Origin of the sequence: Phaeacidiphilus oryzae TH49 (assembly GCF_000744815.1) — a bacterium.
Lineage (GTDB): Bacteria > Actinomycetota > Actinomycetes > Streptomycetales > Streptomycetaceae > Phaeacidiphilus > Phaeacidiphilus oryzae.
In genome coordinates this window covers 3,244,499-3,266,647 of the sequence record NZ_JQMQ01000005.1, presented here as the reverse complement: position 1 = coordinate 3,266,647, position 22,149 = coordinate 3,244,499, and the positions used below count along the sequence as shown (strand labels likewise).

Annotated in this window: 23 protein-coding genes; 11 read left to right on the top strand and 12 right to left on the bottom strand. The window is 71.6% G+C overall.

All coding sequences use genetic code 11. The annotated features are described in order from the left end of the window. The first annotated feature begins 192 nt into the window (after positions 1 to 192). Both BS73_RS18280 and BS73_RS18275 read left to right on the top strand, forming a co-directional pair. Entirely contained in the window at positions 193 to 1,221 is a 1,029-nt protein-coding gene (locus BS73_RS18280; RefSeq protein WP_051940075.1) for a GNAT family N-acetyltransferase, read from the top strand. Between the two features lie 154 nt (positions 1,222 to 1,375). After that, the gene (locus BS73_RS18275) at positions 1,376 to 2,911 is read left to right on the top strand and encodes a carotenoid oxygenase family protein (protein ID WP_084704166.1); all 1,536 of its coding nucleotides are present in this window, start codon (positions 1,376 to 1,378) and stop codon (positions 2,909 to 2,911) included. Between the two features lie 112 nt (positions 2,912 to 3,023). On the opposite strand, the gene BS73_RS18270 is transcribed toward BS73_RS18275, so the two are convergent. Next, a complete protein-coding gene (locus BS73_RS18270; RefSeq protein WP_037573890.1) occupies positions 3,024 to 3,449 on the bottom strand; it encodes a hypothetical protein in 426 nt (141 codons plus the stop codon). 227 nt (positions 3,450 to 3,676) lie between these two features. Here BS73_RS18270 and BS73_RS18265 point away from each other — a divergent pair, with 227 nt between their 5' ends. Both BS73_RS18265 and BS73_RS18260 read left to right on the top strand, forming a co-directional pair. Next, positions 3,677 to 4,582, top strand: a complete 906-nt coding sequence (locus BS73_RS18265) for an Fpg/Nei family DNA glycosylase (RefSeq protein WP_037573887.1) — start codon at positions 3,677 to 3,679, stop codon at positions 4,580 to 4,582. Positions 4,583 to 4,773: 191 nt separating this feature from the next. Further along, positions 4,774 to 5,157: a hypothetical protein gene (locus BS73_RS18260; protein WP_037573884.1), complete on the top strand. Its 384-nt coding sequence runs from the start codon at positions 4,774 to 4,776 to the stop codon at positions 5,155 to 5,157. Between the two features lie 205 nt (positions 5,158 to 5,362). On the opposite strand, the gene BS73_RS18255 is transcribed toward BS73_RS18260, so the two are convergent. From BS73_RS18255 to BS73_RS18245, 3 genes are all read right to left on the bottom strand, one after another. Next, a complete protein-coding gene (locus tag BS73_RS18255; RefSeq protein ID WP_235215445.1) occupies positions 5,363 to 5,716 on the bottom strand; it encodes a hypothetical protein in 354 nt (117 codons plus the stop codon). 41 nt (positions 5,717 to 5,757) lie between these two features. Beyond that, complete coding sequence (locus tag BS73_RS18250; RefSeq protein ID WP_037573880.1) at positions 5,758 to 6,213, bottom strand: DUF2199 domain-containing protein; 456 nt, start codon at positions 6,211 to 6,213, stop codon at positions 5,758 to 5,760. A gap of 147 nt (positions 6,214 to 6,360) precedes the next feature. Further along, a complete protein-coding gene (locus tag BS73_RS18245; RefSeq protein WP_051940074.1) occupies positions 6,361 to 6,816 on the bottom strand; it encodes a hypothetical protein in 456 nt (151 codons plus the stop codon). 106 nt (positions 6,817 to 6,922) lie between these two features. Here BS73_RS18245 and BS73_RS18240 point away from each other — a divergent pair, with 106 nt between their 5' ends. Next, positions 6,923 to 7,564, top strand: a complete 642-nt coding sequence (locus BS73_RS18240) for a DUF1963 domain-containing protein (protein WP_235215444.1) — start codon at positions 6,923 to 6,925, stop codon at positions 7,562 to 7,564. Between the two features lie 164 nt (positions 7,565 to 7,728). Here the strand turns inward: BS73_RS18240 and BS73_RS18235 are convergent, their stop codons facing one another. Genes BS73_RS18235 through BS73_RS39650 form a run of 5 tightly spaced genes read right to left on the bottom strand, consistent with a single transcriptional unit; the run spans position 7,729 to position 14,033 of the window. After that, positions 7,729 to 9,672 carry a TniQ family protein gene (locus BS73_RS18235; RefSeq protein WP_084704164.1) on the bottom strand — a complete coding sequence of 648 codons (1,944 nt, stop codon included), beginning with the start codon at positions 9,670 to 9,672 and terminating at the stop codon, positions 7,729 to 7,731. Between the two features lie 3 nt (positions 9,673 to 9,675). Continuing rightward, a complete protein-coding gene (locus BS73_RS18230) occupies positions 9,676 to 10,956 on the bottom strand; it encodes a TniB family NTP-binding protein (protein WP_037573872.1) in 1,281 nt (426 codons plus the stop codon). After that, complete coding sequence (locus BS73_RS18225) at positions 10,953 to 13,205, bottom strand: DDE-type integrase/transposase/recombinase (protein ID WP_037573869.1); 2,253 nt, start codon at positions 13,203 to 13,205, stop codon at positions 10,953 to 10,955. Before BS73_RS18225 ends, BS73_RS18230 begins: the two co-directional genes overlap by 4 nt. Next, on the bottom strand, positions 13,205 to 13,483 hold the full coding sequence (locus tag BS73_RS39655) for a hypothetical protein (protein ID WP_235215443.1): 279 nt from the start codon (positions 13,481 to 13,483) through the stop codon (positions 13,205 to 13,207). The genes BS73_RS18225 and BS73_RS39655 overlap by 1 nt, the downstream gene beginning before the upstream one ends. Positions 13,484 to 13,541: 58 nt before the next feature. Continuing rightward, on the bottom strand, positions 13,542 to 14,033 hold the full coding sequence (locus BS73_RS39650; protein ID WP_235215442.1) for a hypothetical protein: 492 nt from the start codon (positions 14,031 to 14,033) through the stop codon (positions 13,542 to 13,544). 203 nt (positions 14,034 to 14,236) lie between these two features. Between BS73_RS39650 and BS73_RS18215 the strand changes: the two genes are divergently transcribed. The 3 genes from BS73_RS18215 to BS73_RS18205 all read left to right on the top strand — a co-directional run bounded on the left by BS73_RS18215 (position 14,237) and on the right by BS73_RS18205 (position 15,746). Continuing rightward, on the top strand, positions 14,237 to 14,674 hold the full coding sequence (locus BS73_RS18215) for a helix-turn-helix domain-containing protein (protein ID WP_037573867.1): 438 nt from the start codon (positions 14,237 to 14,239) through the stop codon (positions 14,672 to 14,674). Then, positions 14,658 to 15,227 carry a hypothetical protein gene (locus BS73_RS18210; protein WP_037573866.1) on the top strand — a complete coding sequence of 190 codons (570 nt, stop codon included), beginning with the start codon at positions 14,658 to 14,660 and terminating at the stop codon, positions 15,225 to 15,227. Before BS73_RS18215 ends, BS73_RS18210 begins: the two co-directional genes overlap by 17 nt. Before the next feature lie 150 nt (positions 15,228 to 15,377). Beyond that, positions 15,378 to 15,746 carry a DUF2516 family protein gene (locus BS73_RS18205; protein WP_084704163.1) on the top strand — a complete coding sequence of 123 codons (369 nt, stop codon included), beginning with the start codon at positions 15,378 to 15,380 and terminating at the stop codon, positions 15,744 to 15,746. Positions 15,747 to 15,780: 34 nt separating this feature from the next. Here BS73_RS18205 and BS73_RS18200 read toward each other — a convergent pair whose 3' ends face one another. Then, positions 15,781 to 17,178 carry a PP2C family protein-serine/threonine phosphatase gene (locus BS73_RS18200; protein ID WP_051940072.1) on the bottom strand — a complete coding sequence of 466 codons (1,398 nt, stop codon included), beginning with the start codon at positions 17,176 to 17,178 and terminating at the stop codon, positions 15,781 to 15,783. A gap of 254 nt (positions 17,179 to 17,432) precedes the next feature. On the opposite strand from BS73_RS18200, the gene BS73_RS18195 reads away from it, so the two are divergent. Then, the gene (locus tag BS73_RS18195; RefSeq protein ID WP_051940071.1) at positions 17,433 to 18,011 is read left to right on the top strand and encodes an O-acetyl-ADP-ribose deacetylase; all 579 of its coding nucleotides are present in this window, start codon (positions 17,433 to 17,435) and stop codon (positions 18,009 to 18,011) included. A 130-nt stretch (positions 18,012 to 18,141) separates the two neighbouring features. On the opposite strand, the gene BS73_RS18190 is transcribed toward BS73_RS18195, so the two are convergent. Beyond that, positions 18,142 to 19,221, bottom strand: coding sequence for a C40 family peptidase (locus BS73_RS18190; RefSeq protein WP_051940070.1), 1,080 nt, complete (start codon positions 19,219 to 19,221; stop codon positions 18,142 to 18,144). 131 nt (positions 19,222 to 19,352) lie between these two features. After that, the gene (locus BS73_RS18185; RefSeq protein ID WP_051941472.1) at positions 19,353 to 20,174 is read right to left on the bottom strand and encodes a methyltransferase domain-containing protein; all 822 of its coding nucleotides are present in this window, start codon (positions 20,172 to 20,174) and stop codon (positions 19,353 to 19,355) included. A gap of 143 nt (positions 20,175 to 20,317) precedes the next feature. Here BS73_RS18185 and mshA point away from each other — a divergent pair, with 143 nt between their 5' ends. Together mshA and BS73_RS39645 are read left to right on the top strand one after the other, a co-directional pair. Next, positions 20,318 to 21,583 carry a D-inositol-3-phosphate glycosyltransferase gene (gene mshA, locus BS73_RS18180; RefSeq protein ID WP_084704746.1) on the top strand — a complete coding sequence of 422 codons (1,266 nt, stop codon included), beginning with the start codon at positions 20,318 to 20,320 and terminating at the stop codon, positions 21,581 to 21,583. Positions 21,584 to 21,621: 38 nt separating this feature from the next. Next, on the top strand, positions 21,622 to 22,146 hold the full coding sequence (locus BS73_RS39645; RefSeq protein WP_084704161.1) for a type III secretion system chaperone family protein: 525 nt from the start codon (positions 21,622 to 21,624) through the stop codon (positions 22,144 to 22,146). Positions 22,147 to 22,149: the final 3 nt, after the last annotated feature.

Below are 22,149 nucleotides of genomic sequence, written 5' to 3'. Positions count from 1 at the left end.
CTTAGCCGCAAAGTGGCGACGATCGCCCCCGAAACCTGGGGGTGCCCTCTTTGATCATCGTGCGCCTAATGGACCAGCCTGACGAGGGGTGCCCGGCCCCCTCTTGCGCAGGAGGCCGTGTTACCCCTGTGAGCAGCTCAATGGGAGTCTAGGCAAGTCTCACCAGCCTTCGACATGCCACGTGAAAAGTGCTTGACCAACGTCACGGTGACCGCCACCCACCGCCGCCGCGGGCTGCTCACCGCGATGATGCGGGCCGATCTGGACGCCGCGGTCGGCCGCGGCGAGGCGCTGGCCATCCTGGACGCCGCCGAGTACGGCATCTACGGGCGCTTCGGCTTCGGCCCGTGCACCGGGATGACCGCCTACACCATCGACGTCCGCCGCTCCGGCGGCCTCCGCCCCGACCTGCCGGCCCCGACCGGGAGCCTGGAGCTGATCGGGATGGCCGAGGTCCGCAAGTACGGGCCCGAGCTCCACGAGCGGTTCCGGCGCGGCCAGGTCGGCGCGATCGACCGCCCGTCCGAGGTCTGGCGGCAGATCACCGGTGAGCTTCGGCACCCCGCCCACCCGGACTGGAAGGAGCCGGCCGCCGTGCTCCACCGCGCCCCCGACGGCACCCCGGACGGCCTCGCCCTCTACTCGGTGGACGACGTCTGGCGGCACGGCGAGTCCCACGACACCCTCACCGTCCAGGACCTCTTCGCCGTCGGCGACACCGCCCGCACCGAGCTGTGGCGCTACCTCTTCTCGGTGGACTGGATCAGCACGGTGAAGGCGGCCAACGTCGCCCCGGACGACCCGCTGCCGCTGCTCCTCCGCAACCCGCGGGCCTGCGTCCCGCACGAGGACACCGTCGCGGACTGGATCTGGCTGCGCGTCCTCGACGTCCCGGCGGCGCTCTCCGCCCGCACCTACGACGCCCCCGGCCGGCTGGTCCTGGACGTCGCGGACCGGATGGGGTACACGGCCGGCCGGTATGTGCTGGAGACCCGTCAGGACGGCGCGGAGGTACGGGGTTTGGTCTCTCCGGCCGCGGAGGGCGAGCCGGCCGACCTCGCGCTGGACGTCTCCCAGCTGGGCACCCTCTATCTGGGAGCCCAGACCGCCCACCGGCTGGCCGCCGCGGGCCTGGTCCGCGAGGAGCGCCCGGGCGCCGCCGCCCGTGCCGACCGGCTGCTGCGCACCGACGCCAGGCCGTGGTGCCCGGACGGCTTCTGAGCAGCGCCCCGTCCGCCCCGCCGCCCCGCCTGAGTCGGCGTCACCACCGCTGACGCGAACGGGGCTTGACGGCATGACGCTGGTCGCGCCACCTTGGCTGCGCCGCGGTCGGGGGTCGTCGCCCGCGGTCCAGGCGAGCAGGGGGAGGACGCCCATGGCCGAGTTGACGGATACCGGGCAGGCCGGCGATTCGCCGGAGCTTCCGGCCGGCCGCCCCCGGTACGCCCGGGGCTTCGAGAGCCTGGACCAGGAGACGCCCGCCGCGGTCGAACTGCCGGTACGCGGCGCCCTGCCGCCCTGGCTGGACGGCGCCCTCCTGCGCAACGGCCCCGCCAAGTTCGAGGCGGTGGCCCCGGACGGGACCCGTACGCCGCTGCGGCACTGGTTCGACGGCCAGGCGATGCTCCACCGCTTCGCCGTCCACGGCGGGCGGGTGCACTACACCAGCCGCTATGTGGACACCCCCGGCTCGCGGGCGATCCGCGAGGAGGGCCGGATCACCGCGCGGGAGTTCGCCACCGACCCGTGCGCGAGCGTCTTCCAGCGGGTCCGCACGATCTTCCGCTCGGGCGCCGCGACCACGGCCAATCCGCTGGTGAACGTGGTGCGGATGGGCGAGGAGTACGCCGCCCTGACCGAGGTCCCGCTACCGGTCCGCTTCGACCCGGAGACCCTGGCCACCCTCGGCGTCGCCGGCTACCGGGACGACCTGCGCGGCCAGGTCACCACCGCCCACCCGCACGCCGATCCGGCCACCGGGGACCTGGTGAACGTGCTGCTGGACTTCGGGATGCGGAGCACCTACCGGGTCTACCGGCAGCGGCCCGGCTCGCCGGCCAGGGAGCAGGTGGCGGCGTACCGCACGGCCCGCCCCAGCTACCTCCACAGCTTCGCGGTCACCCCGCACTACGCCGTCCTCGCCCTCTTCCCGTTCCGGGTGAACCCGCTCGCCCTGCTGCTCGGCGGGCGGCCGTTCGCGGAGAACTTCCGCTGGGAGCCGGAGGCGGGCACCGACCTGGTGGTGCTCAACCTGCGGGACGGCTCGGTGCGCGGGGTGTACCCGACCCGGCCGCTCTTCGCCTTCCACCAGATCAACGCCTACGAGGACGGCGAGCGGGAGCTCGTCCTCGACCTGTGCGCCTACCCGGACGCCGGGGTGGTCGAGGCCCTCTACCTGGACCGGCTGCGCTCGGGCGCCCCGGTCCCCGCGGCGCTGCCGACCAGGATCCGGATCGATCTGGACAGCGGCCGGGTGGACGTGGCCGAGCTCTCCGACGAGCCGCTGGAACTGCCCGCGATCGACTACCGGCGGCACAACGGCCGCGCGTACCGGACGGTCTTCGGGGCCGGCTCGCAGGAGCGCTCCGGGGCGTCGGCGGGGGACTTCCTGGACCAGCTGGTGCGGCTGGACACCGAGAGCGGCACCTACAAGCTGTGGCGGGAGGACGGCTGCTACCCCGGTGAGCCGGTCTTCGTGCCCGCGCCGGGCGGCGAGTCGGCCGACGCGGAGGCGGTGGCCCGGGCGGGGGAGGGGGTGCTGCTCTCCGTGGTGCTCGACTCGCGGACGGAGCGGTCGTTCCTGCTGGCGCTGGACGCGGTCGAGTTCACCGAGCTGGCCCGGGCGGAGGCGCCGGCCGCGGTGCCGTTCGGTTTCCACGGCCTGTGGCAGAGGTCCGGGGAGGGCGGCTGAGGGCCCCTCGGGCCGGCGACGGCCCCGCGGGCGCCGGAGGCGGACATGGACCGGCCCCATCGCGACGGGGGGACACGCGATGGGGCCGGGGTCTGGGTGGTTCCGTTCCTCGTCAGGCGGCGACCTCGTGCCGCTCCGACGCCGGCTCGCTCAGCGCCGAGGCGCCGCCGGTGTGCCGGACCTCCAGCGAGTGGACCACTCGCTCGGTGCTCGTCTCGTGGGCGACCAGATCCGCCAGACCGGCCACGGCGAGCGCCAGCGCGTCCGCGAAGACCAGCCAGTGGAGGACGGGGCCGGCGAAGACCAGCGCCGCGATCAGCGACCAGAGGCCCACCACGCCCAGTGCGGCGTGCCCGGCCCTGGCGGAGTCGCGCCGCGCGAAGACCGTGCCGGTCGCGCCGGTCACGGCTGCGGCGGTGGAGACACCGAACGCGATCCAGCCCGCCACGGGGGCGGAGAAGGCCATCGCGGAGACCGCGAGGAAGCCACCGGCGACGACGGCGGCCGTGTCGAGCGCGAAACGCGAACTGAGAGCCATTGGAGAAGCACCTCCCATAGATTCAAAGGAAGTGAGTCGTATCGGGGCGACTGTATGACGCCGGGGCGGCTCGCTTGCCTCCGATTCATAACCGGAGACGGTAGGTGTAACGGGCAAGGGCCTGGTTCTTATGCCGGGCTTCCGGGGCGGGGCCGTGTTCTCTGGGTCACACCCCCCTGGGGTAGAACTGAGGCCCGGTCCGTCCGTCACGCGAAGGGAGCAGCGCCTTGCCCGAGGGCCACACCATCCACCGGCTCGCCGCCGAGCACGAACGGCGGTTCGCCGGGCGCCGGCTGCGGGCGTCCAGTCCCCAGGGCAGGTTCCAGGAGGGCGCCGCGCTGATCGACGGCCGCGAGCTCACCGCCACCGAGGCCCACGGCAAGCACCTCTTCCTGGGCTTCCTCGGCGCCGAGGGCGCCGGGCCCGCCGAGGGCGCCGAGCTCGACGAGCCCGCCACCGGCGCCGGCTGGGTGCACGTCCACCTCGGACTGATCGGCCGGTACGACTTCGGCGATCCGCCCGCCCCCGGCGAACAGCCGCCCCCGCCGGCCGACACCGTCCGGCTCCGGCTGGAGCACCCCCTGGCCGGCCACTCTGACCTGCGCGGCCCCGCCCTCTGCACGCTGATCACCGACGCCGAGAAGCAGGCCGTCCAGCAGCGGCTCGGGCCCGACCCGCTGCGTCCCGCGGACCTGGCGCAGGATCCGGCCAACGATCCGGACCGCGCCTACCGGCGGATCTCCCGCAGCCGGCTCCCGGTGGCCGCCCTCCTCCTGGACCAGAAGGTGCTGGCCGGGGTGGGCAACGTCTACCGCGCCGAGGTGCTCTTCCGGCACGGCCTCGACCCGTACCTGCCGGGGCGTCAACTGCCCTACGAGACCTGGCAGTCCCTGTGGGCCGATCTGGTGGCGCTGATGCACGAGGGGGTCGAGCTCAACCGGATCGACACCGTCCGGCCCGAGCACACCCCCGAGGCGATGAACCGCCCGCCGCGCCAGGACGACCACGGCGGCGAGGTCTACGTCTACCGCCGGGCCGGCGACCCCTGCCTGGTCTGCGGCACGCCGGTGGCCCACGCGGACCTCTCCGGCCGCAACCTCTTCTGGTGCCCGACCTGCCAGCCGAAGGCCTGATCACGACCTGTGACTGGAAGCTGTAGTTTGCGGTTGGCGTCCTGCTTCTCTGAAGGTGAGCCATCCAAAGCCACCGGCTCTGCTGGGCCGCGACACGGTAGTTGGAACCGGGTCACGTGAGTCGGAACCGGAGCGTTCGCCGCGATCTTGCAGGCCGAGTGCGATTGGCGCGGGACGCGTAGTGTCACGGGATGCATTCCCACCCGAGCTTCGAGAACCCTCCCGCACTGGGCCACGAGGTGGTGGTCGAGACGTTGGAGCGGGCTCTGCGTGACCGATCGCACGAGGCCGAGGCAGCGACTGTCCTGGTCGGGAGCGCATTGAACGACGACGACGGGGACTTCGTCGAGCACTGGTGCGTGCAGGTTGGGACGCGGGCCGTGCAGGGCAGTCCGCTGCTTGGCCTGGCTGGGCTGTGCCTGGGTCACACTGCTCGGCGCTTCGGGCGTCTCGGCGATGAAGCCCTTGCCTTGTCAGAATCGCTGGCGGTGCGTGCCGAGGCGGACCCATCGGACGTGGACGGTCTGGCCCTTGACGGCTATGACGACGTCCGGAGCTTCTTGCACCTATGGTGACGCCGACAATCGTTGCAGGTTAGGCCGTTCTGCCTGAACTGCTCGTGGTGAAGGGAGAAGCGTGACCGGTCAGTGCGGACTAGGCTCCCCATCGTGCCCGAGCCAGCTTGTCGAAGAGGGCGAGCTGATCACGGTGAAGGTCACCGAGGTCGACCTCCAACGTCACCGGGTGCGGCTGGGCGCCGCAGGCGGAGCGGACGGAACCTCAGTCATCGGGGATCTCACCGGTCGATGACGCCTCACGCTCGGCGACGAACTCGTCGAGTAGCTGAAAGAGCATCTCGATCGCGTGCTTCTCGTCGTCTGGCGGGAGCTTCCAGATGTTGTCCCAGCCGTCGGGGAGAGCGATGTGGAGGACTTGTCCGGGCCAGCCGTGGTTGCAGCTGCGCCCGCGACGACGGACGACCCACTCGGGCCAGCCTGTGAGTCCGGGGCCGCCATGGCGCTTGGCGTGCTGGTCGTAACCGGTCAGGAACGCGGTCACCGCGTGGAAGGACGCTATGCCCACGAACATGCCTGGCCGGCGTCCCACGCTGGCCAGGTATTCGCGCTCGCTCATCTCCCAGAGCGTCCTGACCGAGCCTTCTCCGGTGGGGTTCATCACGCAGCGCCGGGGTGGAGGACGGACTCTGCGATTTCGCGGACCCGGTCGAGGGTGATGCCAGTCCGCTGCTCGACGGCAAGCGGGTGGTCGGTGGGCTCAAGCTCGACGAAGGGCCGCTGTCCGACCTTCCGGGTGTGGAGGTTGGTCTTCAGGTTGAGGGTGCTCGGCGAGTAGATGGAGAGAGAGGTAGTGAGCCAGCCGAAGTAGGGCGGCTCGGACTCCCGGCCTGGGGTCTCCCACACATTCAGGGCTCGGGCGAAGTTGTCCCGGCTCAGGGAAACCCAGACTCCCCAGGAGAACACCTGGTCGCTGCCGATGACTGGGATCTCGATCATGCCCTTGACGAAGAAGTGCTGAGCCTCGATGACGCACTGGTCCGAGGAGAGCATGCTGTCGGACGCGTTCGCGAACCCCTCGTCCCAGACGTCGGGCGCCATGGTGGAGTAACTCATGGGCAGCTCTGCATGGAGCTCTCCGCAGCAGGAGCACGTGTATCCCAGATCGGTGGTCATGCGGGGAGCTTAGTGATCGCCTGTGACGGTGCCATAGTGGCGTTAACGGTCTGATGTGGGCCCCAGACGGCCCTGATCAATCGGGAATCAGGAGTCGGCCTCTGATTCGCTCGCCCATTCCTCTCGCGGTCGCAGCTTCGCCAGGATCTGTTGGGCTTCATCACGGACTCCGGCATCTTCGTCCGTGGCCAGCGTGCGCAACTGCTTGATCAGCCGGTCCGCGCCTTCAGTGGTCATCCATTCGGGGTTGCAGTCCAGGGCAGCGCCGAGATGATCCACCGCGTCGTACGTGCCCGCCTGGCTGTAGGCCAGCAGGACGTAGCGCAGGCCGACGGTGTCCTTGCGTTCGAGCAGAGCATCCGCGGTTTCCTGGATGACCCAGGTGTCCTGGGCGTCCAGGAGAAGGCGGTGAAGGACATCCGCAACTTCTTCGATCTTGTCCGAACTCGCGAGCTGCCGACCCGCCTCCCCGCGGACAGACCAGGCTGGCGAGGATGCGTTCTCAATCGCCGCGCTCAGTTCTTGATCATCGAGGGGTGCCATGCCCCCAGCCTGCCAGGGAACGTGTCCATCGCCAGGCGATTTTCGCCGGCCTCGCTGCTGCTCGGCCCTGCGGGTTGTGTCGTTGCTCTGTTCTAGAGTCCTGGCCGTGACGACTCTGATGATCGATGCAGGTCCGGTTGTGCCGACTGCTCCAGTGACGCGGACCGGCGGCGTGCCTCTGGCGCCGGCCGGAACACCGTGGCCCTGCTGTGCCTCGTGCAGCGGCCCGATGCAGTTCCTGGCCCAAGTGGTCTTGGACGATCTCGGGAAGGAAGTTAAGGACTGGGGAGTCCTGGCCCTGTTCGCGTGCCAGAACGATCCAGGGATGTGCGACGACTGGGCGCCGGACTCCGGCGGGAACCAGGCTCTGCTCTTCTCCTCGGACGGCCTTGAGCCGTTGCCCCTGCCGGACGGGGACGTCGACGAGGCCGTGCTTCTGCTCGGATCGGTTCGGGCGGTCAGTTTGGAGCAGGTGGACGAGCCCGATTACGACGACGCCCGCGAAGCATGGGCGGCGAGCAACGACCGTCCCGCGTCCGCCGTGCTCGGTCAGCTCGGCGGGATCCCCGCCTGGATCCAGAACGACGAGACCCCGTCCTGTCCGTCGTGCGCCGCTCCCATGCCGCTGGTAGTCCAGCTGGAGGAAGGCCCGGATCACAGCACCGCCATGAACTTCGGGGGGTGCGGCGGCGCCTATGCGTTCGCCTGTGAGCCGTGTGGGCGTGCGAAGTTCCTGTGGCAGTGCTGAGCCGCCGCGTCCCTGTCGTCGGTAGTCTGGTGGGGAAGACCCCGTGCGGCCCCTGCCGACCTGCATGCTTCCGGGGTTAAGGCTTCGAGGGGCGTCAGCCATGCTGGCGCCCCTCTGCTGTGCCGGGGCAGTTGGCAGACGTTGTTTGCGGCAGATTGGCAACGCTAGTTTGCGGTTGACGGTCGTTCAGTGGTCACGGATTGCGATGGGCATGCTGGTGCAGGCCCGTTCAGGAGGCAGTTGGTGATCTGGTCCAGGGCGGGCAGCAGCGTCCGGTAGGGCGAGCGGTGGGTCGCTTGCTGGATCCGTCTGGCAAGGCTGACCGCTGGGCTGTGCTGGTCGATGGTCCGTCCTGCTGGGGAAAGCGGCGGGCGGAAGCAGGGCGCCAGGACCAGTTCGCTGCCGGTGATCCGATGCCAGATGATCGCGGAGAGAGCTTCGTGGAGACGGTCGAGGGGTGCGGGCGAGGGGCGGCCGGTGCCCGTGACGAGGCGGTCAAGGAGGCCCTCGAAGTCGTCTGTGGGCAGGTGCCAGAGTTCGAAGCGGTTGCGACGTTGCTGGTAGTCGACGTGCCCGGTCTGCGGGAGCGTGGCCAGGTGCTCTGCCAGCCGGGCGAGTTTGCCGTCCTGTTCGCGGATGTAGGGCAGGAGGCGCCGTAGCGGAGGCCGCGTGGGCCCTTCGGCGTTGAGCAAGTTGGAGCCGATCGGGAGGCCGAGGTATTCGGCGGCTTGCTGCGGGTCCATTCCGGAGACCGCTTGGACGAGTTGGATGGAGATCACGCGGCGGAATCTGCGCGTGATGGGCGGAAGGGGGTCGGTGATTTCTGGTTCGCAGATCCGGAACCAGGGTTCGGGTAGTTCCTGGGGGATGTTCCGAGCTGAGTATCCGTCCAGCTTGAGGATCCTTTGGGGCAGGACGGAGGGGACCAGGTGCTTGCCGTGCCAGGTCCCAGGAGGCAGCCGTGGCTTGGGCGGCGGCTTCGGCAGCGCCTCGCTGATCAGCGCGCGAAGATCGGATGAGAGCTCGCGGAACGAGGCCTCCCAGGTCTTTCCCCAGCGCTTTTCCTCGCGGTCGGGCATAGTCTGGACGAGTCGGTGCAGTTCGCGCCGGCGGTCCGTGGAAGTCAGGGCTAGCAGTTGGTCCGCGGCGGACAGGACTCCTGCCGCGCCGACGGGGTGGCGGGGCAGATGGGTCCAGAACACGCCCTCGTCGTGGTAAGCGCGGTTGGGGCGGAACGTAGCGAGCAGTTGCTGTTGGGCGGCCAGGTGTTCGTCGATAGCGGCTTCCTGGTCGGAGGTGACCAGTTCTGCCATGGCCGGCCAGGTAGCGAGGATCATCGCGGTGACGACCTGGAGGCTGGCGAAGGTCTGGTAGGCATGGCCGGGGTCTGTGTCGGGGTCGAGGAGTCGGTCGAGGCGGGCCTGCAAGTCCGCGAGGTCGCCAGGCAGGGCGGTGCTCTCGACCGGGTCGAGCCTGTGGCGGCAGGCCGTCCGGAACGCCACGCGCGTGCGGCAGCAGGCGGGGTGGAGATCCTTCAGTTCGGGGGAGGCCAGCAAGGTGATCGTGTTCGGCCCGGTGAAGCTCGCAGGGTTGTGGCAGGCGGGGCACTGGTGCTGCAGGAAGACGCGGTGCGTGACGCAGGCGAAGCTGGTGGCCAGTCGCCAGCGACGACGCCAGGGGCCTCCGTGAAGTTGCTGGATGGGTGAGCCGTCTCCGGCTAGGCAGCGAGGGCAGTAGCGGCTGTGGGAACCCAGGATCCAGGGCGGCAGGAGACGCCGGACAACCGGTTGGCCGGCGACTGTCTTGGTCAATGCGTGGACCAGTGGGGGAAATCGGTCGCCCAGCGGTCGCAGGGTCAGCTCGTCGGCCGTGCGCGCGGTGGTGCCGATGTTCCGGGCCAGTCGTTCGCGCCTGTCGCGGTCGAGGACCACCAGGTGGCTGGCGGTGGCCAGGGACGTGGTGGGGTTGGTGCCGATGAGACCGAGCCGCCAGATGACGTGACCGGGCGGCAGGCCGAGGCGGTGCCCGAGCCGCAGCGCGAAGCCGGGCAGGGACTCGTCCGGCAGCGGGACCAGACATCGTGCCATGCGGTGGTCTGGACGGGCCATGGGTCATCCCGCCGCGTCGGCCGCAGCGGGCCCGTGGTCGTCGAAGACGGTGTTGCGGTGCCTGCGACCGCGGGCGGGACGCGGGGTGGACGTGGGCGGGGTCTGCGGCTCGATCTCGTCCTGGGTCAGGTCCGGGTCGTCTCGTCGGATCACGATCTCGTCCAGCAGCTTCTCATCGAGGCGTTCGCGGCCGCTGTCCATGGCCTCCTGGCAGCCGTCCTCGATTAGCCTGCCGAGCAGGCCGACGACGCCGTTCGTGCGGCGCATCAGATACTCCGGCATCGTCCCGCCGGTCAGCATCCCGGACTTGGCCTTCAGCAGTCGCAGGTGGACCTCGATGCCGTGCAGGTGCCGCAAGAAGTCATTGATCTGCTCGCTGGTGGAGTAGCGGAAGCGGTCCATCTCGACCAGCTCGAAGCGGTGCTCGGTCTGCGTGACCTCCAGTCCGTGGACGCGTGCGGATTCCAGTGGCGGCAATACCCAGTGCCGTTGCTTCGCGTTCCACTTCGCCTCGCGCAGCAGCCCGGTGCCGGGGATGTTCACTCCGGTCAGGATCAAGGTGACGTTCAGGCTCATGAACGCGCGGATCAGGTCGAGGACGTCCTGGTCGTCCGCGCGGTGCATGCGCAGGCGGCTGATGTCGTCGAGCACCAGCGCGCGGACGCCGTGGTCCCGCAGCGAGTCCGCGACGAGCTGGACCAGGCGGGGCAGGGTCGCCGACGTGCGCATGTCGGCTCGGAAGAACCGCAAGATGGCCTGGCAGACGCTCTTCGGGGTCGCGGTGACCGGGGTGGAGACATAGACGACCGGTGCGTGCAGGTCGGCGGTCCCGGGGACGGCGGTGGGGTTGAGGTAGTCGTGCAGTTGCAGCCAGGAGTCCTCGAAGGCCGCGCAGACGGCGCTGACCGTGGCGGTCTTGCCGTAGTGGCCGAAGCCGCTGACCATGACGCCGGCCAGTGTCGGGTCGTCCTGCTTGAGTGCGTTGCCGAGTAGACGGCGTTTGATCAGCCGGGTCACCTTCGCCGCCATCGGGGTCTGCTGGAGCGGCAGGTTCACGTTGGTCAGTCGGCGGAAGATGTCGTAATCGAAGCGGCGGTCCTCGCTCAAGGTTGCCCACTGCCGGGGTGTCAGCAATGGGGGCGGGACGAGCTCGCCGCGCGTGAGCCGGTAGTGCTGCCAGCCGTCGAAGGTGTCGCGGTGCGGCTTGGGCCTCAGCACGATCTCGGCGATCCGTTCCCTGGAGAGCCAGCCGACCAGCGGATCGCCTGCCTTGGGTGCACTCACGCGTTCTCCCGTGATTCGTCGTCCGCTGTCTTGGATGCGGTGGGCAGCAGGAACAAGTTGGCTCCCAAGGACTCGTCCAGCAGCGGCGGGGCGACCAGCTCGGCCTGGGTAAGCGAAGCCTCGCGGCGGCGGCGCCGGTCGGCGTCGACCTCGCGGTCGACGCTGTCAGCGTGCTCGCGCCAGGCCGGAAACATCGCCGCCGGCTGGCGGGACGCTTCGCCGGGCCGGGGGCGGTCAGCCGCCGCCGCGCGGGCTCTGGTCTGCTCGCGGGAACGGGCGACGCGGTCCTTCTTCGTCGTCTGGGTGGACCACTGGTCGACCGGGGCGACGGTGCCCAGCAGGTCGAGCAGGACCGGAAGCAGCTTGTCGTCCGAGCGGGGGCTGAGCCCGCTCTGGCGGGCCTGCGCGAGCAGCGTAGAGGCGGTTTTGTCGGAGAAGGCCGGGACCTCGCCCTCGGGCGGCAGCCCGTTCCAGCGCAGCGTGTGCCAGCTGTCGTGATCGTCCGGGTCCTGGAAGAACACAGTGCGGCGGTCTCGCCGGTCACTGGCGACCACCCACTTGCCCGCGTGCTTCCCGCCCCGGTTGGACGGCAGTTGGCAGTGAGGCTGGTCCAGGACGTCACCGTGATACCAAAGCCCGAGGACCTTCACCCCGCGATGGGGCTGGATCTTCACGTGGTGGCGGCGAAGCAGCCGGTAGTAGAGCTCCGGTTCCGGGACCCTCAGGCAGAAGCCGCCCTGCTGCATGGCGGCGGCGAACAGCGAGTTGGGGCTGTGGTCCTCGCCTGGCCCCCAGCTCGGCGCGTATTCGCCCAGTTTGCGCTGCTGCCAGACCGCGACGATCCAGGTCGCGATCAGGTGTTCCATCTGCGCGAAGGTCAGCACCGCGTCGCCCTCGACGTCCGCCCCGCGGTCGGCGACGTCGACTCCGGTGAACCCGGGCAGTTGCTGGAACAGCAGCGTGTTGAACGCGCCGAAGGCCCGCTCGACCGCGAACTTGTCCGATGGCCGCAAGACCCGCGCGGGCAGGATGTTGCAGCCCAGCTCGCGTTGGGCTGCCACGAGTTCGTGGTTCTTGTAGGAGGAGCCGTGATCGGTGGTGACCGTCTCCGGCACGAAGAACGGCAGGCCCGCGACCGGGTGCCCGGTGAACCCGGCGACGATCTCGGCCGGGACGCCGGGGTAGGGCCAGGCCATCTCCTCGCCCCAGTCCGGCCGCATCGGCAGCGGCAGCATAACGTCCCGCAGCAGCATCGCGATGTCGATGGACTGGTCCGCCTTCGGAGTGAGCCGGAAGGCGGGAACAGAGTGGGTGAACACGTCCAGCGCGATCGTCAGCGTCGCCTCGGTCGGCTCACCGAACACGGTCTCCCGCAGCTTGACCGGCAGCGGGGTCGAGTCCAGCGCCAGCACCTGGCCCGGCCGGTGGACCACGACCCGGGCACCGACCCCGGCCTCCGCCGCTGCTGCTGCGGAGCGCTCGTAGCGCTGCCGGCCGCCGCCGGTCCCGAACCACTCCCGCCAGACCACCGCCAGGGTGCGTCTGCCGGGCACCTTCTCTGTCGGGTAGTCGGGGAACCGCTCCCGGACGTACTGATGTAGCAGGCGGTGCTTCGCGCTCATTCCGATCTTCGAACGGGGCCCGCACTCCTTACGGACCGCGAAGATCGCCTCCCTGATCTCTTCGGTGACGCTCGGATGCCCGACGCGGCGGCGGGTCCACCTGCCGTCCGCGCAGGCCTGCGTCAGGTCCTCGCGCGCGACTTTGGCCAAGCCCTCCAGCGTGCGGAAACCCAGCCCGGTCAGGCCCAGGGCGTGGGCCTCTTCCGGCGGCATCGCCTTGATCTCGGCCGCCTTCGCCCGGCGCCGCTCGGTCAGCGTCGTGCAGGCTGGATCGTAGGCGGGCCGAGGCTCTCCCGGCCTGGCCCGGGATGCGTCCCCGCCGCGAAAACCGGTCTCCGCCTCCAGCACGTGCGCGGCCCGGTTCCTCGCCCGTCGCAACTGGTCCGGGGTCAGGTCCGTCAGACCCGGGGGCTGGATCGCGGTGCTCGCGGTCCGCTTCGGTGCCGCCGCGCGGACGTCGGGGTGGTTGATCAGCCAGCTGATCGAACGGACCTCTGTCACCCCGTCCGGGCCGACCAGCGTCAGGCGGCCCCACTGCGGCTCGATCGCCTGGATCGTCCACTCGACCCCGCCCACCAGCACCGCCGCCCCGGCAATCACGTCCAGCAGCCGCGCGCGACCTGCCATCACGCGCCCTTGGCCGGAGCCGGCCAGACCATCGAGCCGTCGCTCAGCGGGCGGGCCAGGTCGACGCCGAGCCGCCGGTGCCAGAGCAGGTGCGTGGCGTGGGCCCGGGCAAGCACGGGCAGCCGGGTCGCCCCGACCAGGTCCGCGAACGGTCGGGGACCGTCGGCCGCCGCCTCCATCAGCTCGCGCTCGAACCCGAGATGGTCCTCCAGCGGACGACGCTGGGACGAGAGGTGATCAAGGCAGGTCCACACGTGCGGGCACCATCCCGTGGCCACCGAGTAGCGCCATCCGCAAGCCGACGCCGCCTCCTGTGCGGCGGCGAACTTCACCGCGTCAACGTCGCCGACCAGGTGCCCCGGGCGGACGTCGAACAGCCAGAACCCGCCGCCCGGCATCACCGCCGAGGAAGTCGGGAACGTGCCGGGCGCGGCCCTCGACATGCTCGAAGTCCAACTCGAAGGGCTGCGGCAGTACCTCCACCGCGCCCATGAAGTCGAGCGCGAGCAGCAGCCGCTGTTCCTCCAGCGACTCGAAGCCGTGATGCCGGCCCGTGGAGACCATGAACTGGAGCCCTGGCCGGTGCCGCTGCCGGGCCCGCCAGGTGAACCGCCGTACCGGCCGCGACAAGTCCAACGGCACCGAGGTCATGTCTCGCAGCGGCCAGGACACCACGCCGTCGTCGAACCGCCACGACCCGACCCACCGCCGCAGCCAACCGTCACCCAGTACCAGGCGGTCACGTGCCGCAGACGCATCGAACCCGGCCAGCAACTCGTCCAGCCCGCACAAGTCCGACCGGATCACGGCCCCCGCCGAAGTGCTCACTTGTCCACAGCACCACGGACACCCGCCCCATCGGGCCGCTTCACCGCTCTTGACCGTTACTCATCGTGATGTGACCGACCCGCGCACCAAAACCGCAAGGTACGGCTGCCAACCGCAAACTACGGCTTCCAGTCACAGACCCGGTGCTAGCTCCCGCTAGCAGCGTGCTTGCAATAGTTAGCAGAAGGGTGCACGATAGCGGCATGGGCTCACTGAACGTCGGCTCGCTCGGCGAGTACATCCGTGAGCAACGGCGCAACATGCAGTACTCGCTGCGCCAACTCGCGGATGCCGCCGGGGTTTCCAACCCGTACCTCAGCCAGATCGAGCGCGGGCTGCGGAAACCCAGTGCGGAGATCCTGCAGCAGATCGCCAAGGCGCTGCGGGTCTCGGCCGAGACGCTGTACGTCCAGGCGGGGATCCTCGACGAGCGGACGGAGGAGACGGCGAAGAGCAGTCTCGAACTCCGGGCGTCGATCCTCGCCGATCCGCTGATCAACGAGCGGCAGAAAGAGGTGCTGCTCGCCGTCTACGACTCCTTCCTCAAGGAGAACGGCGTCGGTGCGGAGGGTGGAGCCGAAGGGAAGAACCGGCACGATCCGTCCCAACAGGGGGAGGAACCCCATGGCCATCACCGATGACGTGCGCAAGACGCTGACCGATGCGACTCCGCTGTACGCCCTGGCGGGCGTCGGCGACCTCGCCGTGGAGAAGCTCCGCGAGGTCCCGGAGCTGGCCGCGTCCCTGGCGGCCGACCGCAAGGCCGCGCAGGAGAAGGCCACCGAGCGGCTGCATCAGGCGCAGGCCCGGCTGACCGAGGCGCAGGCCAAGGTCACCGAGCAGGTCGGCGCTCTGCCCACCGACTTCAAGCAGCTCCAGGAGCGCGCTCAGGGCTTCGCCCTGCAGCAGGTCGGGCGGGCCGCCGAGCTCGCGGTCAAGGCCCGCGAGGTCTACGACGAGCTGGCCGAGCGCGGCCGGACCGTGGTCGAGCGGGAGCGCGGCCACCGCGAGTCCGCCCCGGCCGGCGAGATCCCCGGCAAGGAGGCCGACTCGGCGGCCGGCCCCAAGGCCGCCTCCGACACGCAGCCCGGCAAGCCGGCCGCCCAGCCCGGCGCCCAGAGCCGGCCCGCGGCCAAGCGCACCACCCCGCGGAAGCCCGCGCAGAACCAGGCCAAGCCCTCGTCCGAGAGCTGACCGGGCGGGCCTTCGCCGATCCGGTGCCCCGGTGCCCTGGCGGGCCCGGGGCACCAGCCGTGGGCGCCACGCGTTGTACCGGGGAGCCCGTAGGGCGGGCGCGGCGTGTCAGGATGGGGAACCGCACCGCCGGTGAGGAGGAGGAACGGGATGGTGACCCAACTGGCGCTGCACGGCGCCTTGATCGACGCCTTCAACTGGGTGCTGTTCGCCCTGTGGGCGGTGATCGTGCTGTTCAACCTCTTCGCGCTGGTCGACTGCGCCTTCCGGCGCGGCGACGCGTTCCCCGCCGCGGGCAAGCAGACCAAGCCGTTCTGGGTGGTGATCCTGGCCGTCCCGCTGGCCCTGGACTACTTCTTCGCGCGCAGCGTCTTCAGCTTCATCGTGATCCTCGGACTGGTCGCGACCACCACCTACGTGGTCGACGTCCGTCCCGCGGTCCGGGCCGCCACCCCGCCGCGCCGGGGCGGCGGGCGCGGCAAGGGGGACAACCACATGGGCCCCTACGGCCCCTGGTGATCCGGGGCCGGGGCGGCCCCGGATCAGCCCCGGATCAGCCCCGGGTGAGCAGCAGGACGGCCACGTCGTCGGCGAGTGCCCCGCCGTTCAGCTCCTCGACCTCGGACAGCGCGGTGTCGATCAGACGCTCGTCGCGGAGTCCGGCCTCCCGGTGGTCGCCGACCAGGTTGATCAGCCCCTCCTGCCCGAGGCGCCGGCTGCCCGCGCCTATCCGGCCCTCGATCAGCCCGTCGGTGTAGAGCATCAGGCTCCACTCCTCGCCCGGGCCGTCCGCCGCGCCCAGCCGCACCGTGCGCCCGGGCCAGTAGCCGGCCCCGCTGAGGAGGCCGAGCGCGGGCCCGCCCTCCTCGTGCGGAAGCAGCTCGGGCACCGGATCGGCCCCGCGCAGCAGCAGCGGCGCGGGATGGCCGGCGAGATGGAGGTCGGCGGTCTCCCGGCCGGGATGGATGGCCAGCATGCAGAGGGTGGCGAAGATCTCCTCGCTGCGCCGCTCGTGTTCCAGCACCCGCTGCAGGGTGGTGAGGAGGGCCTCGCCGGTGAGCCCGGCGAAGACCAGGGTCCGCCAGGCTATCCGCAGGGCGACGCCGAGGGCGGCCTCGTCCGGCCCGTGGCCGCAGACGTCGCCGATCACCACATGGACCGTGCCGTCGCCGGTGCGGACGGCGTCGTAGAAGTCGCCGCCGAGGAGCGAGCGGCGCCGGCCGGGGCGGTAGCGGGTGTGGAAGTCGAGGCCGGCCCCGTCCAGCAGCGGGGTGGGCAGCAGATGCCGCTGGATGCGGGCGTTCTCCTGCCCGCGCAGCTCGGACTCCACCAGCCGCCGCTGCGACTCGTCTGCGCGTTTCCGCTCCACCGCGTAGCGGAGCGCCCTGGTCAGCAGATGGCCGTCCAGCTCCTGTTTGACCAGGAAGTCCTGGGCGCCGGCGGCGACGGCGGCGGCGCCCAGATGGGCGTCGGCGGTGTCGGTCAGCACCAGGACGGCCGTGCCGGGGGCGCGGCGCAGCAGGCGACGGAGACCGTCCAGGGGGTCGGTCTCCGGGGAGCCCTGGGTCGGCGCCCGGTCGAGTTCGAGGTCCAGCAGCACGCAGGAGGTGTTCCGGCTGATCGAGTGGGCGGCCTCCGAGACGCCGCGCGCCCAGCGCAGCTCCACCTCCGTGCCGGCGGCCGCGAGGAGCTGCTTGACCAGCGCGGCGGTGCCCGGGTCCGCCTCGACCACGAGAAGGGTGAGCGGGGCCCCGCCGGAGCCGCCGCCGCCCGGCCGCTCGCGGCCGGCCGCGGCGGTGCCGTCCGCCGGGACTCCGCGCGGTCGCGGTATCCCGCCGGACGCGGGCACGGCGGACCGCGCCGACTCCTCCCCACCGTGGGCAGGAGTGGCAGTCCCCCCGCCATAGGCGGGGGAGGGCTCGGCCTCGCGGGCGTGCTCGGCACCGGCCATCACAGGAACCTCCCTCTCCCAGGCAGTGCAACGGCCGAGGACGCCGGGCAGTGCCCGTCCCCGACCCGCCGCCCGGAACATCCCGCAGACCCTAACGTGCGTTCCACGTGCGGGCGACGTCGAGAATGATCGCTGACGTGGTGGAAAAGCTGTGTTGGTCCGCTCGTTCGCCAGGGGTCCGAGCGGGTGGTCAGGAGGCTTCCCTGGGCCTGGAGGGGCCAGGGGGCCGGCAACCGCGGGAAAGGAGACCGGTGATGGAGATCACGCTGGTGGAGGGTGACATCACCCGGCAGCGGGTGGACGCCGTGGTGAACGCCGCCAACTCCTCGCTGCTGGGCGGGGGAGGGGTGGACGGGGCGATCCACCGCGCGGGCGGCCCGGAGATCCTGGCCGCGTGCCGGGAACTGCGCGCGGGCCGGTATCCGGACGGTCTTCCGGCCGGGGAGGCGGTGGCCACCACCGCCGGCCGGCTGCCCGCCCGCTGGGTCGTCCACACCGTCGGCCCGGTGTATCCGGGCGGCCGGGCGCACGGCGGCGAGGCCCAACTCGCCGGCCGCTCGCGGGAGCTGGCCTCCTGCTATCGGGAATCGCTGCGGGTGGCGGCGGAGTTGGGGGCGCGTTCGGTGGCCTTCCCGGCCATCTCCACCGGGATCTTCGGCTGGCCGATGGAGGATGCCGCGCGGATCGCGCTGAGCACCGTCGCGGAGGTCGGCGGCGAGCCCTCGGGGGCGAAGGTGGACGCGGTGCGGTTCGTCCTCTTCGGGGCCGAGGCCTATCGAACCTTCACCGCGGTGCGGACGAGAGTGGACGAAGCGCTGCGGAAGGGGCGATAGGGGCGCATGGTGCGTCAGGTGCTTGCGCATGCGTCCATGCTGGACTGATGAGGCGTCAACTCGCCACTACAATTCGATAACTCGTTCGAGTGAATCGAGTGCGTGCGAGGAATGATCAAGCGCCGAGTGATCACTCCGGCCGGACCACGCCGAGTACCGGCATGCTCCCGGCCCCGGCCAGCTTGACGTCCGCTCCCGGGTGCGGGGCCTCGATGATCGCCCCGTTCCCCACGTAGAGCGCCACATGGCTGGCGTCCTGGAAGTACACCACCAGGTCGCCAGGGCGGAGCCGGCTCACCGGTACGTGCGGCAGCCGCGCCCAGTCCTGTTCCGAGGTGCGCGGAATCGAACGCCCGGCGGCCTGCCAGGCCCGCATCACCAGTCCTGAGCAGTCGAAGCCGTTCGGCCCGGTCCCGCCCCAGACGTACGGCTTGCCGATCTGCGCCTGGGCGTAGCCGATGGCGATCCGCGCCGCCCTGCTCGCCGGCCGGGAGAGCTCGGCCGGCGTCAGTGACCGCAGCCAGCTCACCTGGGCGGTGAACTCGTCGTCGCTCTCGATCGTCCGCAGCCGGCTCAGCTGCGTGGCCTTCAGTGCCGAGAGCAGCGCCTTCGCCTGTGCCAGTTCCGACCGCGCCTGCGCGGCCGCCCGCTGGGCCCGCGTCTGGGTCTGCTGGAGCCGTTGCAGCCGGTCCGTGGCCTGCTGTCCCAGCGACTGCGCCTGCTGCTGGGCGGACTTCAGCGCGCTGTAGAGCCCGGCCGCCGAGGCGCCGGCCTCCTGGGCCAGCGGTGCCGCCTCCAGATACCGCTGCGGGTCCTTGGTGAGCAGCAGTTGCAGTGCGGGCGGCAGCGCGGTGGCGCCGCGGTACTGGGCCGCGAGAAAGCTGCCGATCCGCAGTTTGAGCTGTGCGGTGCGGTTCTGCGCCGCGACGATCCGCCGGGCGATCCGGACGATCTCCCCCTCCTGGGCGCGGACGGCCTGCCCGGCCTGGACCGCCTCCCCGCCCGCCGCCTCGGCCCGCTGGTAGAGCTGCTGGACCCGGATCTCCAGCTGGGGGAGGCTCGACGTCCTCGGCGGGGCCGCCGGCTCGGCGCCCGCGCCGTCCGCCGTCCCGGCCGTGCCGGAGGTGGCGGCCGCCAGGGCGAGGACCAGGGCTGCGGCGCGGAACGCGCGCCGACGCGGTCGGGCGCTCTCCCCTTGTGACACGGTCATCGGACACCTCACGAAATCTGACGGCCTGTCATATGATCACGCATAGTGCCATCGCGACTGCGAAAGAGACAGACACAGGGCGTGTCGAGTTCCCCGTCGCCCCCTCGGCCTCCCGGCCTCCCGGCCTCGGCTCACCAGCCCCGCGGGGCCAGCGCGGCCCACGGCACCGTCAGCTCGCCCAGCCGCCGGCGCGAGGGCGCGCCCGCCAGCGGCCAGTCGGCGGAGAGCGCGGCCGCCGCCGCCACCCAGCGCTGGCGGGCGCCGAAGGCCCCGTACGGGGCGGCCGCCGCCCAGGCGCGGTCGAAGTCGGTGAGGAACGCGTGCACCCGCTCGCCCGGCACGTTCCGGTGGATCAGCGCCTTCGGCAGCCGTTCCGCCAGCTCACCCGGGCGCTCCAGGCCGGCCAGCCGGGCCGCGAAGGTCACCGTCCGCGGCCCCTCCGGGCCGAGCGCCACCCACACCTGGCGCCGGCCGATCTCGTCGCAAGTGCCCTCGACCAGCAGCCCGTCCGGCGCCAGCCGCCCGCACAGCCGGGCCCAGGCCGCCGGCACCTCCCGCTCCGCGTACTGCCGCAGCACGTTCGCCGCCCGGATCAGCAGCGGAGGACCGCCGCCGGCCAGCGGGACCTCGAAGCCGCCCCGCCGGAAGACCAGCCCCGGCGGCTCGGCGTAGCGCTGCGCCGCCGCCACCCGCTCCGGCTCGATCTCGATCCCCACCATCCGCACGTCCGGCCGCACCGCCGCCAGCCGCGCCCGCAGCTCCACCGCCGTCCACGGCGCGGCCCCGTAGCCGAGGTCCACCACCACCGGCTCCGGGCCCGAGCGGCGCAGCGCGGGAGCCAGTTCCGCGGCGATCCAGCGGTCCATCCGGCGCAGCCGGTTGGGGTTGGTGGTACCCCTGGTGACGGTCCCCTCCACAGCAGGTGGGGAGCCCTGCGAACCGCGTGCCGACATGCCAGGGAGCCTACGCGGGCCGCGCCGGGAATCGACCGCGGCCTGATCGGGTTCACTTACCGGAAGAGCTGCGCCCACGAGGAGGAGCCCCGGTGACCCAGCACGCGCACACCGCCCGCCGTATCCGCCCGCAGCGGGTCGCGATGCTGAGCGTGCACACCTCCCCACTCCACCAACCGGGCACCGGCGACGCCGGCGGGATGAACGTCTACATCGTCGAGCTCTCCCGCTGCCTGGCCGAGCTCGGCATCGAGGTCGAGGTCTTCACCCGGGCGACCTCCTCCGACCTGCCCCCGGAGGTCGAACTGGCCCCCGGCGTCCTGGTCCGCCATGTCACCGCGGGGCCCTACGAGGGCCTGGTCAAGGAGGACCTGCCGGCGCAGCTCTGCGCCTTCACCCACGGGGTGCTCCGCACCGAGGCCGGCCACCGCCCCGGCCACTACGACCTGGTGCACTCCCACTACTGGCTCTCCGGACAGGTCGGCTGGCTGGCCGCGGAGCGCTGGGGCGTCCCCCTGGTGCACACCATGCACACCATGGCCAAGGTGAAGAACGCCCGGCTGGCCGCCGGGGACACCCCCGAGCCGCAGGCCCGGGTGATCGGCGAGACCCAGGTCGTCGAGGCCGCGGACCGGCTGATCGCCAACACCGCGGGCGAGGCCGACGAGCTCCGCCGCCACTACGAGGCCTCGCCCGAGCAGCTCGCCGTCGTCCACCCCGGCGTGAACCTGGAGATCTTCCATCCGGCCCGGGAGTCCCGCGCCGCCGTCCGGGCCCGCCTCGGCCTGCCCCGGGACGCCGTCGTCCTCCTCTTCGCCGGCCGGATACAGCCGCTCAAGGGCCCCGACGTGCTGCTCCGCGCGGTGGCCGCGCTGCTCACCCGGCAGCCCTCGCTGCGCGAGCGGCTGATCGTCCCGATCGTCGGCGGCCTCTCCGGGACCGGGCTGGCCGCCCCCGAGCGGCTGCACAAGCTCGCCTGCCGGCTCGGCATAGCGGACGTGGTGCGCTTCCAGCCCGCGGTCGGGCAGACCGAGCTGACGGACTGGTACCGCGCGGCGACCGCCCTGGCGATGCCCTCCTACAACGAGTCCTTCGGCCTGGTCGCCCTGGAGGCGCAGGCCTGCGGCACCCCGGTGGTCGCCGCCGCGGTCGGCGGCCTCCCGGTCGCCGTCCGGGACGGTGCGACCGGGCTGCTGGTGAACGGCCACGACCCGCGGGACTGGGCCGAGGCGCTGCTCAAGGTCTGCCGGGACGACGGCTACGCCGAGCGGCTCGGCGAGGCGGCCGGGCGGCACGCCCTCTCCTTCGGCTGGGCGGTCTCCGCCGCGGCCACCGCCGACGTGTACGCCGAGGCCCTGGCCGCCAAGGCGGGCGACCCGCTCAGGATGGGCCCGGTCTCGGTCGCCTGACCGAGGGCGCGGCGGGGCCACCGCGTAACGTCGTCCCCATGGCCAGCCTGAAGAACCCCGAATCCCGCGAGTCCGCGCGGGCGACCGTCCGCTCCGCGCTCGACGCCGCGGGCGTCGAATGGGAGCAGCCGGCGGACGACCAGGACACCTTCGTCGCCAAGCTGCCCGGCACCCGCAAGCTCTCCACCACCTGCGCGCTGACCGTCGGCGACCACACGCTGGCCGTCCGGGCGTTCGTCATCCGCCGCCCGGACGAGAACCACGAGGCCTTCTACCGCTGGCTGCTGGAGCACAACCTGCGGCTCTACGGGGTCGCCTACGCGCTGGACCGGCTCGGCGACGTCTACCTCTCCGGCCGGATCCCGCTCTCCTCGGTGACCGAGGAGGAGGTGGACCGGCTGCTCGGGGTGGTCCTGGAGAACGCGGACGAGCCCTTCAACAGCCTTCTGGAACTGGGCTTCGCCTCGGCGATCCGGCGCGAGTGGGCGTGGCGGACCAAGCGCGGCGAGTCCACCCGCAACCTGGAGGCCTTCCGCCACCTGGCCGGGCCGTCCACCACCTGAGGC

Bases quoted from the DNA above. Each gene is read 5' to 3' on its own strand.
- BS73_RS18250 (WP_037573880.1), bottom strand. From the start codon at position 6,213: ATGAGTTACTCCACCATGGCGCCCGACGTCTGGGACGAGGGGTTCGCG.
- BS73_RS18210 (WP_037573866.1), top strand. From the start codon at position 14,658: ATGGCCATCACCGATGACGTGCGCAAGACGCTGACCGATGCGACTCCG.
- BS73_RS18190 (WP_051940070.1), bottom strand. From the start codon at position 19,221: ATGACCGTGTCACAAGGGGAGAGCGCCCGACCGCGTCGGCGCGCGTTC.
- BS73_RS18215 (WP_037573867.1), top strand. From the start codon at position 14,237: ATGGGCTCACTGAACGTCGGCTCGCTCGGCGAGTACATCCGTGAGCAA.
- BS73_RS18195 (WP_051940071.1), top strand. From the start codon at position 17,433: ATGGAGATCACGCTGGTGGAGGGTGACATCACCCGGCAGCGGGTGGAC.
- mshA (WP_084704746.1), top strand. From the start codon at position 20,318: ATGCTGAGCGTGCACACCTCCCCACTCCACCAACCGGGCACCGGCGAC.
- BS73_RS18200 (WP_051940072.1), bottom strand. From the start codon at position 17,178: ATGGCCGGTGCCGAGCACGCCCGCGAGGCCGAGCCCTCCCCCGCCTAT.
- BS73_RS39645 (WP_084704161.1), top strand. From the start codon at position 21,622: ATGGCCAGCCTGAAGAACCCCGAATCCCGCGAGTCCGCGCGGGCGACC.
- BS73_RS18185 (WP_051941472.1), bottom strand. From the start codon at position 20,174: ATGTCGGCACGCGGTTCGCAGGGCTCCCCACCTGCTGTGGAGGGGACC.
- BS73_RS18205 (WP_084704163.1), top strand. From the start codon at position 15,378: ATGGTGACCCAACTGGCGCTGCACGGCGCCTTGATCGACGCCTTCAAC.
- BS73_RS18270 (WP_037573890.1), bottom strand. From the start codon at position 3,449: ATGGCTCTCAGTTCGCGTTTCGCGCTCGACACGGCCGCCGTCGTCGCC.
- BS73_RS18255 (WP_235215445.1), bottom strand. From the start codon at position 5,716: ATGAGCGAGCGCGAATACCTGGCCAGCGTGGGACGCCGGCCAGGCATG.
- BS73_RS18260 (WP_037573884.1), top strand. From the start codon at position 4,774: ATGCATTCCCACCCGAGCTTCGAGAACCCTCCCGCACTGGGCCACGAG.
- BS73_RS18235 (WP_084704164.1), bottom strand. From the start codon at position 9,672: ATGGCCCGTCCAGACCACCGCATGGCACGATGTCTGGTCCCGCTGCCG.
- BS73_RS18275 (WP_084704166.1), top strand. From the start codon at position 1,376: ATGGCCGAGTTGACGGATACCGGGCAGGCCGGCGATTCGCCGGAGCTT.
- BS73_RS18225 (WP_037573869.1), bottom strand. From the start codon at position 13,205: ATGGCAGGTCGCGCGCGGCTGCTGGACGTGATTGCCGGGGCGGCGGTG.
- BS73_RS18245 (WP_051940074.1), bottom strand. From the start codon at position 6,816: ATGGCACCCCTCGATGATCAAGAACTGAGCGCGGCGATTGAGAACGCA.